This is a genomic window from Campylobacter lari, from assembly GCF_001017575.1.
GTDB lineage: Bacteria > Campylobacterota > Campylobacteria > Campylobacterales > Campylobacteraceae > Campylobacter_D > Campylobacter_D lari_C.
Genome location: NZ_CP011372.1, coordinates 460,887 through 472,743 on the forward strand (window position 1 = coordinate 460,887; position 11,857 = coordinate 472,743).

At 28.5% G+C, this 11,857-nt stretch carries 12 protein-coding genes; 8 read left to right on the forward strand and 4 right to left on the reverse strand.

The genetic code is table 11. From position 1 onward, the window contains the following. The first annotated feature begins 9 nt into the window (after positions 1 to 9). From lysS to CD56_RS02460, 5 genes are read left to right on the forward strand one after another with little or no spacing between them, the layout of a single operon-like run. Positions 10 to 1,512: a lysine--tRNA ligase gene (gene lysS / locus CD56_RS02440; protein WP_047208083.1), complete on the forward strand. Its 1,503-nt coding sequence runs from the start codon at positions 10 to 12 to the stop codon at positions 1,510 to 1,512. Beyond that, positions 1,513 to 2,754 carry a serine hydroxymethyltransferase gene (locus tag CD56_RS02445; protein ID WP_039617813.1) on the forward strand — a complete coding sequence of 414 codons (1,242 nt, stop codon included), beginning with the start codon at positions 1,513 to 1,515 and terminating at the stop codon, positions 2,752 to 2,754. Then, a complete protein-coding gene (locus CD56_RS02450; protein ID WP_012661221.1) occupies positions 2,751 to 3,296 on the forward strand; it encodes a DUF1882 domain-containing protein in 546 nt (181 codons plus the stop codon). The genes CD56_RS02445 and CD56_RS02450 overlap by 4 nt, the downstream gene beginning before the upstream one ends. Positions 3,297 to 3,315: 19 nt before the next feature. After that, positions 3,316 to 4,122, forward strand: coding sequence for an SPOR domain-containing protein (locus tag CD56_RS02455; protein ID WP_047208084.1), 807 nt, complete (start codon positions 3,316 to 3,318; stop codon positions 4,120 to 4,122). Beyond that, on the forward strand, positions 4,119 to 4,901 hold the full coding sequence (locus CD56_RS02460; protein ID WP_047208085.1) for a shikimate dehydrogenase: 783 nt from the start codon (positions 4,119 to 4,121) through the stop codon (positions 4,899 to 4,901). The genes CD56_RS02455 and CD56_RS02460 overlap by 4 nt, the downstream gene beginning before the upstream one ends. Here the strand turns inward: CD56_RS02460 and dnaJ are convergent. Beyond that, positions 4,898 to 6,019 (reverse strand): molecular chaperone DnaJ, encoded by a 1,122-nt coding sequence (gene dnaJ / locus CD56_RS02465; protein ID WP_047208086.1) that lies wholly within the window; start codon positions 6,017 to 6,019, stop codon positions 4,898 to 4,900. The genes CD56_RS02460 and dnaJ overlap by 4 nt on opposite strands. A 113-nt stretch (positions 6,020 to 6,132) precedes the next feature. Here dnaJ and CD56_RS02470 point away from each other — a divergent pair, with 113 nt between their 5' ends. From CD56_RS02470 to recR, 3 genes are read left to right on the forward strand one after another with little or no spacing between them, the layout of a single operon-like run. Then, positions 6,133 to 6,804, forward strand: coding sequence for a response regulator transcription factor (locus CD56_RS02470; RefSeq protein WP_039617824.1), 672 nt, complete (start codon positions 6,133 to 6,135; stop codon positions 6,802 to 6,804). Next, entirely contained in the window at positions 6,801 to 8,033 is a 1,233-nt protein-coding gene (locus CD56_RS02475) for an ArsS family sensor histidine kinase (RefSeq protein ID WP_039617827.1), read from the forward strand. The genes CD56_RS02470 and CD56_RS02475 overlap by 4 nt, the downstream gene beginning before the upstream one ends. Further along, positions 8,033 to 8,608 (forward strand): recombination mediator RecR, encoded by a 576-nt coding sequence (gene recR / locus CD56_RS02480; RefSeq protein WP_039617828.1) that lies wholly within the window; start codon positions 8,033 to 8,035, stop codon positions 8,606 to 8,608. The genes CD56_RS02475 and recR overlap by 1 nt, the downstream gene beginning before the upstream one ends. Here the strand turns inward: recR and CD56_RS02485 are convergent. From CD56_RS02485 to CD56_RS02495, 3 genes are read right to left on the reverse strand one after another with little or no spacing between them, the layout of a single operon-like run. Further along, positions 8,595 to 9,617, reverse strand: coding sequence for a hypothetical protein (locus tag CD56_RS02485; RefSeq protein WP_039617830.1), 1,023 nt, complete (start codon positions 9,615 to 9,617; stop codon positions 8,595 to 8,597). The genes recR and CD56_RS02485 overlap by 14 nt on opposite strands. Beyond that, positions 9,614 to 11,407 (reverse strand): excinuclease ABC subunit UvrC, encoded by a 1,794-nt coding sequence (uvrC, locus tag CD56_RS02490; protein ID WP_047208087.1) that lies wholly within the window; start codon positions 11,405 to 11,407, stop codon positions 9,614 to 9,616. The genes CD56_RS02485 and uvrC overlap by 4 nt, the downstream gene beginning before the upstream one ends. Further along, positions 11,400 to 11,852 carry a hypothetical protein gene (locus CD56_RS02495; protein ID WP_039617832.1) on the reverse strand — a complete coding sequence of 151 codons (453 nt, stop codon included), beginning with the start codon at positions 11,850 to 11,852 and terminating at the stop codon, positions 11,400 to 11,402. Before CD56_RS02495 ends, uvrC begins: the two co-directional genes overlap by 8 nt. Positions 11,853 to 11,857 lie beyond the last annotated feature (5 nt).

Here is an 11,857-nt window from a genome sequence, read left to right on the forward strand (position 1 = left end):
GTATATTTAATGTTTGATAATATTCTAGAACAACAAAAAATTCAAAAAGCGCAAGAGCTAAAAGAATTAGGGATCAACCCTTATCCGCACTTTTTAAAAAAAGAAATGAGTATAAGTGAATATAAAAGTAAATTTGCTTACATTAAAGATATGGAAAATCAGCGCGATGAAAATGTTCATGGAGCATTAGCAGGAAGATTAAAGCTTCTTAGGATAGCCGGTAAATCAGTATTTGCTAATATAGAAGATGAGCAAGATAATCTGCAAATTTATTTTAATCAAAATATTTTAGGGGAAGAATACTTTGCCATTTTAAAAAAATATCTTGAAGTAGGAGATATTGTTTTGGTTAAAGGCTTTCCTTTTATGACAAAAACAGGAGAATTCAGTCTTCATGTAGAACAAATTCAAATAGCTACAAAAGCCATAGTGCCTTTGCCGGAAAAATATCATGGGTTGACAGATATTGAGCAAAGGTATAGAAAAAGATATCTTGATATGATTATGAATAGTGAGGTGAGAAAAGATTTTATTTTGCGTTCTAAAATCGTTTCTTATATTAGATCTTTTTTTGATAATAAAGGATTTTTGGAAGTTGAAACTCCTATGATGCATCCTATTGCTGGGGGAGCAAATGCAAAGCCTTTTGTGACTTATCACAATGCTTTGGGTGTGGAAAGATTTTTAAGAATTGCCCCAGAATTATATCTAAAACGTTTGATTGTAGGTGGTTTTGAGGCAGTTTATGAGATTAATAGATGTTTTAGAAATGAAGGGATGGATTTAACACATAATCCTGAATTTACTACAATTGAGTTTTATTGGGCTTATCATAATTATCATGATTTAATGGATTTAACAGAAGAGCTTTTTGCTATGCTTTTAGATAAGTTAAATTTAGATAAAAAACTTGAATTTGATGAAAAAATAATTGATTTTTCTAAGCCATTTGAAAGAATTACTTATAAAGATGCATTAAAAAAATATGGTGGTTTAGATGATGAGCTTATTAACAATAAAGAATTAATCTTAGAAAAGCTAAAAAAAGACGGCTTTGAAGCTAATGAAAAATTAGAATTAGGTCATTTACAAGCTGAACTTTTTGATAATTATGTTGAAGATAAATTGATTGATCCTACTTTTGTGATAGATTTTCCTATTTCTATAAGTCCTTTATCTAGAAGAAGTGATAAAGATAAAGATATTGCTGAAAGATTTGAGTTGTTTATTGCAGGTAGAGAAATTGCTAATGGATTTAATGAGCTTAATGATCCACTAGATCAATATGAAAGATTTTTAAAGCAAATTGAAGCAAAAAATGCAGGCGATGAAGAAGCATGTGAAATGGATGAAGATTTTGTTAATGCGCTAGGTTATGCTATGGCGCCAACCGCAGGTCAAGGTATAGGAATAGATAGATTAGTTATGCTTTTAATTAATAAAAAATCAATTCGCGATGTAGTGCTTTTCCCAGCCATGAGACCACTTAAAAATGAGATAAAAGGAGAGTAAATGTTGGAAAATTTTGATAAAGAAATTTTTGATTTAACCCAAAAAGAGTTAGCAAGACAATGTGATGGTCTTGAAATGATAGCAAGTGAAAATTTTACCATACCAGAAGTTATGGAGGTAATGGGTAGCATTTTAACAAATAAATATGCAGAAGGCTATCCTGGTAAAAGATATTATGGTGGATGTGAATTTGTAGATGAGATTGAAACGATTGCTATAGAAAGATGTAAAAAACTTTTTAATTGTAATTTTGCTAATGTACAACCTAGTTCAGGTTCACAAGCAAATCAAGGTGTGTATATGGCATTATTAAATCCTGGTGATAGAATTTTAGGTATGGATTTAAGCCATGGAGGACACTTAACTCATGGTTCTAAAGTAAGTTCTTCTGGAAAAGTTTATGAAAGCTTTTTTTATGGAGTTGAGCTTGATGGAAGAATTAATTATGATAAAGTTAGAGAGATAGCAAAAGAAGTTAAGCCAAAACTTATTGTTTGTGGTGCTAGTGCTTATCCTAGAGTGATTGATTTTGCTAAATTTAGAGAAATAGCAGATGAGGTTGGTGCGTACTTATTTGCTGATATTGCACATATTGCAGGTTTGGTTGTAGCAGGTGAGCATCCTAGTCCATTTCCTTATGCTCATGTTGTAAGTTCTACTACACATAAAACTTTAAGAGGTCCAAGAGGTGGGATTATTATGTGTAATGATGAAGAAATTGCTAAAAAAATCAATTCTGCAATTTTCCCAGGTATTCAAGGTGGTCCACTAATGCATGTAATTGCTGCTAAGGCAGTTGGGTTTAAATATAATTTAAGCGATGAGTGGAAAATTTATGCTAAGCAAATCATTAAAAATACTGCTACTTTGGCGCAAGTTTTAATAGATAGAAAATATGATTTAGTCAGCGGTGGCACTGATAATCATTTGATTTTATTAAGCTTTTTAAATAAAGAATTTAGTGGTAAAGATGCAGATTTAGCACTAGAAAGAGCAGGTATTACAGCTAATAAAAATACTGTTCCAGGTGAAACTAGAAGTCCTTTTGTGACGAGTGGTTTAAGACTTGGAACAGCGGCTTTAACAGCAAGAGGCTTTAAGGAAGAGCAAATTGCTATTGTTGCAAATTATATAGCTGATATTTTAGATGATATACAAAATACTAAATTACAAGAGGAAATCAAGGTTAAACTAAAGGATTTAGCAAGTAATTTTATTATTTACGAAAGGGCTTTATTTTGATTACAACAATGGATTTAGCTTTAATTAAAATGGTTACGAGCCATTATTATATAAAGCGTGATACTATAGTAAATAAATATGAATACAAGGGTAGAATTTTCTTTGATAAATTTGAGAAAGTCAATGCTCCATTAACTGCTAGTGTTATACAAGAGCATATGGAAAAAAAGATAATCGTGGCGCATTCTTTGATCAATAGTTTTGATAAGGTTGAAAATATTGTATTTGATTATAATGGTTTTAATGCGGAACGTTTTTGGCATAGAGCACAACTTGTTTTAAGAGAAGAAGGTTTTATTAATTTTACCGCTTATAGAACAAGAACTAATAATCACTTGCATTTATATATCCATAAAGGGCATACAACCTTTAACGAGGCTTGTTCTTTGGGCTCTAAGTTATCTTTACTTTTTTCCCAAAAAATGCCTGTAGAGTGGAAAGTTTTTCCTAGTATGGACATACCTAGAGAATTTAATATCTTGACCTTACCTTATGAAGTTTATCAAAAAGAACGTGGTGCTTCTTGGTCTAAACATATGTAATTTTTTGAAAGGATAAAAAATGGAAGAAAATAACAAAAATGAATTTGATGATATTATTTTGCAAAAAAGCAATAAAAGTGAAAAGCTCAAAAAAATTTTACTTAGATCGATTATTTTAATCATTGTATTTTTGGTTGTTATGATAGCAATGAAGCTAATCAATGATCCAAGTGAAGAAAAAACATTGCAAATGCCATCAGAGCCTCAAGAGCAAGCTGCTTATGAAAATAATTTTAATTCTTTACCTATTACAGATAGCACCAAAGAAGAAGATGAATTTGAAGCTTTAGCTAGAAAATTAAAAGAAGAGAGCTCTTTGGCTGATACAAATACTACTATAGAGGAAAAGCAAGAAATTCCAAGCAATAGTGTGTTAGATCAAATTGCTACAGTAGAATCAAAAGAAGAGCCAGTTAAGGTGGAAGAAAAACAAGAAGAGATTAAGCCTGTAGAAAAATCCATAGAAAAACCAATTCAAAAACCTTCTGAAAAACCAAAAAATAATGTAGTTGAAAAATCAAAAGCTCCAGAGCAGAGTAATACAAATGAATTGTTTGAGAGTATAAAAACCCCAAGTGTTCAAACGCAACTTCCTGCAGGTGCTTATATTCAAGTTTTTTCTTTAAATAGTTTAGATCCTAAATCAAAAGAATTAAATATACTTAAAGAAAATGGATATGATTATAAAATTTACAAAACAATAGTAAATGGCAAAGAATTAACAAAAGTTTTAGTTGGGCCTTATAAAGAAAGTGAATTAAAGGCTGAATTAGAAAAAGTACGTTCTAAAATAGCAAAAGGTGCTTTTACGTTTAGAGTAAAATGAAAACTTTTGCGGTTATAGGCGATCCTATTATGCATTCTAAATCTCCAAGAATGCATAATAATGCCTTGCAAGCTCTCAAAAAAGATGCAGTTTATACAAGATATCATTTAACAGATAAAACAAAATTAAAAGAAATTGTTCAAAAATTTGATGGTGCTAATATCACCATACCTTTTAAAGAAGTAGCTTGTGAAATAGCTGATTTCAAAGATGAAAGTGTTATGCATATAGGCTCTGCTAATACTTTGCTAAATAAAAATAACAAAATTTATGCTTACAATACAGATTATCTAGGATTTTTAAAAGCGATTGAGGATTTTTCTCTTATCAAAAATGCTTTGATTTTGGGTGCTGGGGGTACAGCTAAAGCTTTAGCTTATGCTTTAAAATCTAGAAATATTGAAGTTACAATAACAAATCGCTCTAGTGCTAGATTTGTAAAATTAACCGATTATCCATGTTTTTTATATGATCAGCTTGATTTAAGTAAAAAAATTGATTTGATTATTAATACAACTAGCACAGGTTTAAATGATGAAAAATTACCTTGTCAAGAAGAGATTTTAAAAGGTTTTTTTCAACAAGCCAAATATGCTTTTGATGTGATTTATGGCAAAAATACACCTTTTTTAAAATTAGCAAGAGAAAATGGCTTGACAATAAAAGATGGCGCACAAATGCTTTTATGGCAAGGTGTTTTTGCTTTTGAGTTATTTTTAGAGTGTCAAAAAACAGAAGAAATTTATAAAGCCATGGAGATGGCTTTAAAACTTCCTTAGTGACTAAACCAAGATTTAATTTTATCAAACAAGCTTTCTTGTTCTATAAAAGCTTCTTCATCTGCTAAACCAAAGCTTTTTTCAAGTTGTAATAGTAGATTTTTTTGTTCGTCAGTAAGTGTTTTTGGAAACTTTATTTCAATCTGTACAATGTGCGAGCCTAATTTTCCATTATGAATATTTTTAACACCTTCGTTAGCTAATTCAAATTTTTGTTTATCTTTTGCACCTACTGGAAGCTTAAGATCAGCCTCTCCTCTTATGGTAGAAACTTTAATAGTCTTTCCTAGAGCAGCTTGGGTAAAAAATACAGGTACTATGGTATAGATATCATCATCATGTCTGATAAATTTATCATCATCTTCTACGATGATTTTGATATACAAATCACCTCTTTGAGAAGAATTTGGAAGCTCATTGGCTTTGTTTTGCACTCTAAGGCTCATGCCGCTATCTATACCCTCTGGTATATCAAGCTCTATACGATCTTTAATTTCTTCATAACCATTACCATGGCATGTTTTACATTTATCTTTGATAATCTGACCGCTACCTTTACAATGATCACAAGTTTGCACAAAGGTCATAAAACCTTGTCTAATACCAACTTGTCCTTTTCCTCCGCAATGAGGACAAGTATCTAATTTTCCATTTTCCGAGCCACTTCCTTTGCAGGATTTACAAAAGCTTTTATAGGTAAAATCGATCACCTTTTTGCAGCCAAAAACAGCTTCTTTAAAGCTAATTTTTGTCGCTATTTTTAAATCGTGAGGATATTTATTTCCTTTTTCTTTTTTGCGTGTTGAGCTGCTAAAACCAAATCCATCTCCAAAAAAGCTTGAAAATATATCGCCTAAGTCAACATCTCCAAAACCGCTAAAACCGCCTGCTTGTCCTTTAAGCCCTTCTTTTCCATATCTATCATATATACTTCTTTTTTCATCATTGCTAAGCACTTCATAGGCTTCGTTGACAAGTTTAAATTTTTCTTCAGCTTCTTTATCTCCTTGGTTTCTATCAGGATGATATTTTAACGCCATTTTTCTATAAGCTTTTTTTATGGTTTCTTTGTCTGATGTTTGAGAAATTTCTAGTATTTCATAATAGTTAAGTTCCACTTTTTTCCTCTCTTGAAAAATTAATATTGTAATTTTAGCAAAAAAATAAATGAATAGTTAAATTATGTGTTATAATATTAAGTTTGTAACATATTTTCACTAAAGGGGTAGAGATGATTAATGTTTTAATGATCGAAGATGATCCAGATTTTGCAGAGTTTTTGGCAGAATATTTGGCCCAGTTTAATATAAAAGTTACTAATTATGAAGATCCGTATTTAGGAATGAGTGCTGGTATAAAAAACTATGATTGTTTAATTCTTGATTTAACTTTACCTGGACTTGATGGTCTTGAAGTTTGTCGTGAAATAAGGGAAAAATATAGTATTCCTATTATTATTTCTTCAGCTAGAAGTGATTTAAGTGATAAAATTGTAGGACTTCAAATAGGTGCGGATGATTATCTACCAAAACCTTATGATCCAAAAGAAATGCATGCAAGAATTATGAGTTTGATTCGTCGTTCAAAACGCGTAAATGAAACTCCTGAGAAAATTATCAATTCAGCATTTAAAATTGATGAAAAAAGACATGAGATTAGTTACAATGATGAAGTTTTGGTTTTAACACCCGCTGAGTATGAAATTTTAAGTTATATGATAAGACAACATGGATTTTCAGTTAGCAGAGAGCAACTTGTATACCACTGTAAGAGTTTAAAAGATAAAGATTCTAAGAGTTTAGATGTAATTATTGGTAGACTTAGAACTAAGATTGGTGATAGCTCAAAAGCACCAAAACACATTTTCTCAGTTAGAGGAATAGGATATAAATTAATAGGATGAAAGTAACTATTAATCTTAAGATCACAGTCCTTTTTGCAACGGCTTTTTTATTTGTTTGTGCCTTGTTTGTGCTTTTGGGGAAGGTTCAGATAGATTCTTATTTGACTAATGAACAAAGCAGACAAAAAGAAATTGTAGAAAAGATAATATATAATTTAGAAAGAAAAGAAGGTTTTTCAATACATGAGTATCTTCTTTCTAAATCTTTTAAATTAGTTGAAAATGAGCGTAATATAAAACATATTGTTGCCAAAGGTGAAAAAGTACTTAGGGTTAATTCCTTGCACGGAAGCTTTTCTTCTATTATCTATCACAATCAAATTTTTTTCTATGTAGAGCAGCTTAATACAAAACATCTTTATGAGTTAAACGCATCTGCACGTCTTGAATATTTATTTTTATTGAGTTTCTTTTTTAGCTTGATTTTGATTATATTTTTATATTTTTCAGTATTAAGATCTTTAATGCCTTTAAAAATTTTAAAAAAGAAAATTAAAAATATTAGTGCAGGTAAAATTGAACCTTTATCTGAGTATTCTCAGATTAATGATGAAATTTCTGAAATTTCTTTTGAATTTGATCATGCTATCAATAAAATTCAAGAACTTGTAAAATCAAGACAGTTTTTCTTAAGAATGATTATGCATGAGCTTAAAACACCTATTGGAAAAGGTAGGATAGTTTGTGAAATGCTAGATAATCAAAAGCAAAAAGATCGTTTGGTGGCAATTTTTGAAAGACTTGAATTATTAATAGATGAATTTGGAAAAATTGAAAAAGTTTTATCAAGAAATTGCCAGCTTAATTTGCAAACTTATCATCTGAGTTTGATTTTAGAGCAAGCTGAAGATTATTTAATGAGAGATGATTTTTATCAAAAAGTAAAAATTACTTATAAAGAGGATACTATGATAGTTGCTGATCTAGAACTCTTTTCTTTAATGCTTAAAAATTTAATTGATAATGCTATTAAATACTCAGTTGATAAAGCTTGTGAGATTATATGTTCTGGAGATTATATTATTGTTAGAAATAAGGGAATTCAACTTAAAAAAACTTTTGATTATTATTTAAAACCTTTTGTAAGAGAGCATAATACTCAAGTAGAAGGAATGGGACTAGGGCTTTATATTATTAATAATATTTGCAATCTTCATGGTTATAATCTAACCTATAGTTATGAAGATGGTTATCATACTTTTAAAATTGTTTTTTCAAGGTTGAAATAATTTTGAAAGGCTTAGAAAAATTTAATGAGCTAGTAGCTGCTTTTTCTGCATTGCCTACTATAGGAAAAAAATCTGCTTTAAGACTTGCATATCATGTTTGTATAAAAGATCCTTTGTTGGGTTCTAAACTTGCTTATCATATTGAAGAATCTATAAGAATGATAAAAAAATGCACACAATGTGGTGCTTTAAGTGAAAATGAATTATGTGAAGTTTGTTCTAATATAGAAAGAAATCGTAATATTATCTGTATAGTTCAAGATTCTAAAGATGTCTTGGTTTTAGAAGATAGTAGAAGTTACGATGGGCTTTATTTTGTACTTGATGATACAAGTGAAGAAAATATTATAAAATTAAGAAGCATGATTGAGCATAATAAAACCAAAGAAATATTTTTTGCTTTCACACAAGGCTTAAATTCTGATGCTATTGTTTTTTTTATTGAGGAAAAATTAAAAGATTTAAATTTAAGTTTTTCGCAAATAGCTCAAGGTATTCCAAGTGGTGTGAGTTTAGAAAATGTTGATTTTATATCTTTGCATAAAGCTATAAATCATAGAACTAAACTTGATTGATATATTGTTTTAACAATGCTAGCCATTCATTTTTGTTAATATCATTTAAGATTATATTGGCAAAATCACAGTTTTTAACTCTATCTTTGGAAAAAAGTAAAATGGTATTTTGTGAATTTTTTATTTTATATTCTTGCAAAATTTGACTGATATGTGTAAGATCAAATTTTATAACTTCATAATCAATTAAAATCAATTTGAAATTTAATTGTAAAGATTTTTTAAAATCACTTAAATTATTTACAGTTTGGTTGTTTTGGCAAAATTGATTGGTTATATTTAAAATAAGTTCGTTTTCAAAACTAGTAGATTTAAAAATCAAAACATTATGAGAATTTCTTTTTTTGTAAGTTTCTTGTGTGAAATTGGCATTTAAAAAATTAATAATATCTTCAGCACAAATTTTAGTAAAAGTAAAATTTAAAATATCATCAACCTTTTCTTTTGAGATAATAAGGCTAAAATTCTTTTCTTTGTAATCCTTTGTAATTTCACTACTAATTCCTATATTTGATAATATACATTGCAAAAGAAAATTTTCAATAACATTGTTGTTTATGATACCTGCATGTATATTTTCAAAACAATCATTTATGGGAATTTTATTGTGGTGGTATTGTTGTAAAATTGGTTTTAGTGTGTATAAATTATCTGTTTGTAAGTAATTTAAACCTTGGATAAGATATTGAAAATCTTTTTGTATAAGTTGGTTTTGTAGCTTTTGATCTTGCAATTGCTTGTTGATTAAATCAAACGATAGCTTTAAATTTTCTTTTAATTCTTCCAAAGAATTTGATTTTGACAGAGAAAGATATTTTTCAATTTCTTGTGTTAAAATTTTATTTTTTTTGATTTTTTGATTTTTTAAGATTATATAAACACACGCAATAATAAAAATCAAAATACTCATAAAAGTATAAATGAAGAATAGTTTTTGATGGATAGGATATAAAAAATAATAATTTAAAAAACATAAAATTAAAGTCAAGAGACTAATAAATAATATCATAAATTTTCCTTGATTAATTTAGCTATTTTTGCATTGGAAAGTAATTTTAATTCATCAAAGCTAGCTTTGCTAATCTTATCAAAACTACCATAATAATCTAAAAATTTTTTAATATATCCTTGGGAAATTCCAAGTTGTATTAATTTAGAACTTTGCAAATCTTGTTTTCTTTTTGTTTTTTGATGAAAACTAATTGCAAAGCGATGTGCTTCATCGCGTAATTTTTGCAAAAATTGTAATTTTTTATCATCAGTTGAAAGTTGAATTTTACCTTCTTGGGTATAAATTTTATCTTTCGCACTTCCTTTTGCCCTATAAGCTTTTGTATCTATTTTTTCTTTAGAAATAGCTAAAATATCTACATTTGCCCCAGAACTTTTAATGATATCATTGGCTAGTTTTAATAAAGCATCTCCCCCATCAATTAACCATAAATCAGGTGGGGGATTTTTATCAAATGACATAGCTCTCTTGCTAAGAGTTTGAAGCATTTGATCATAATCATTTTTATAGGATAAATGGTAGTGTCTATAAGAGCTTTTATCAAATTTTCCATCTTTATAAGCTACTAAAGCACCGACATTTGCTTCACCTTGCATATGGGAATTGTCAAAAATTTCTATATAATTAGGATAATTTTGTAGGTTAAAAAATTCTTTTAATTCTTTTAAAAATAAATAATCATCACTTTTTAAGTGTTTTTGTATGTTTATTTTTGCATTTTCTAGTGCAAGTTCGCATAAGGCCTTTTTTTCACCAAGTTTTGGAGTTTTAAGATGAAATTTCCTAGAAAACCTTTCACTAAGTAAATTTTGCAAAAGGTTCATATCTTCAAATTCTTCATGCGTATAAATTCGGGTTGAATTTATTGGGCTATCTTGGGTGTAATTTTCTAATATGTATTGTTTATATACTGCATTTAGGTCAAATTCATCTTGATGATTTAGGGTTAGCACTTTATGGTTTGAGCTAATTATTCTACCATTATTTATAACAAAACGTACCATAGAGAGTATATTTACTTCATGATATATGGCAAAAACATCAAAATCTTCTAATTTTGCAAGGTCTATTTGTATTTTTACGCTTAAATCTTCTATTGTTTTGATTTGATCCCTTATAATAGCTGCTTCTTCGTAGTTTTCATTTTTTGCATATTCAAGCATTTTATTTTCTAGGTTTTTTGTTAAAGATAAGGGATTTAAAAGAGCTTGAGTGGCCTTTTGGATAATTTTTTCATATTCTTGTTTAGAGATTTTTTCTTCACATGGTCCTTTACAGCGTTTAATTTGATAAAAAAGGCAAAGTTCTTTGCAGGATTTTTTTTGTCTTAGTTCAAATGATAAATACAAAGCATTTAAAAGCTCTTTTGCTCCTTTAAAAAATGGACCAAAATATTTTATTTTGTTTTTTTTGATGATTTTTCTTGTAATTTCAAATCTAGGAAAATCTTCGTTTAAATCTATGTAAATATAAGGGTAGGTTTTATCATCTCTTAATAGTATATTGTATTTTGGATGAAGTTGCTTTATAAAAGAATTTTCTAGTATTAAAGCATCAGCCTCGCTTTTTGTGGTGATAAATTCTAAATGATGTGTTTGGCTAATCATTTTTTGAATTCTTAAGCTATTATTAGGATTTGGGCAAAGATTTGGAGTGAAGTTAAAATAACTTCTAACACGGTTTTTTAAATTCTTGGCCTTACCTACATATAAAAGCTTACCTTGAATATCAAAATACTGATACACACCCGGCAAATTTGGCAAGGTTTTGAGTTCATTTTCAAGCATTTTTTATAAGCTTTCGTAATTCTTCAAATTTATTATATAAAATAGGATTTTCAAAATGATTTTTAAAATTTCCATTAGAAAGCTCTAGATGAGTTTTTTTATGATCAGCAAAAATACTATTTTTAGATATAAAGTTTTTATCGCTAAGTATTTTTATATTTTCTACTTTTGCAAAATTACTCATTGGCCTAGCTAAAGTATAGTTTTTTATGAGACTTTTAATCATTTTTTTGGTATTATCGTGATTAAGCTCCATATACGCAATGTGGTGTTTAACTAAAATAATCAAAGTATTATTTTTTATAAAGAGTTTAGTAATCATTTGTTGGTGATTGTGATTAAACAAATTTAAAAACTCTTTATATTGAAAAAACATTTTTAAAGGTTTATAATGTTTAAAATCAGCAAGCTCGTTGATGATGTAATGACTCGTTTTAATTTTCATTTAAT

Coding starts and splice junctions, on each gene's coding strand:
- CD56_RS02470 (WP_039617824.1), top strand. CDS start 6,133: ATGATTAATGTTTTAATGATCGAAGATGATCCAGATTTTGCAGAGTTT.
- CD56_RS02495 (WP_039617832.1), bottom strand. CDS start 11,852: ATGAAAATTAAAACGAGTCATTACATCATCAACGAGCTTGCTGATTTT.
- CD56_RS02475 (WP_039617827.1), top strand. CDS start 6,801: ATGAAAGTAACTATTAATCTTAAGATCACAGTCCTTTTTGCAACGGCT.
- CD56_RS02485 (WP_039617830.1), bottom strand. CDS start 9,617: ATGATATTATTTATTAGTCTCTTGACTTTAATTTTATGTTTTTTAAAT.
- uvrC (WP_047208087.1), bottom strand. CDS start 11,407: ATGCTTGAAAATGAACTCAAAACCTTGCCAAATTTGCCGGGTGTGTAT.
- CD56_RS02460 (WP_047208085.1), top strand. CDS start 4,119: ATGAAAACTTTTGCGGTTATAGGCGATCCTATTATGCATTCTAAATCT.
- CD56_RS02455 (WP_047208084.1), top strand. CDS start 3,316: ATGGAAGAAAATAACAAAAATGAATTTGATGATATTATTTTGCAAAAA.
- lysS (WP_047208083.1), top strand. CDS start 10: ATGTTTGATAATATTCTAGAACAACAAAAAATTCAAAAAGCGCAAGAG.
- CD56_RS02445 (WP_039617813.1), top strand. CDS start 1,513: ATGTTGGAAAATTTTGATAAAGAAATTTTTGATTTAACCCAAAAAGAG.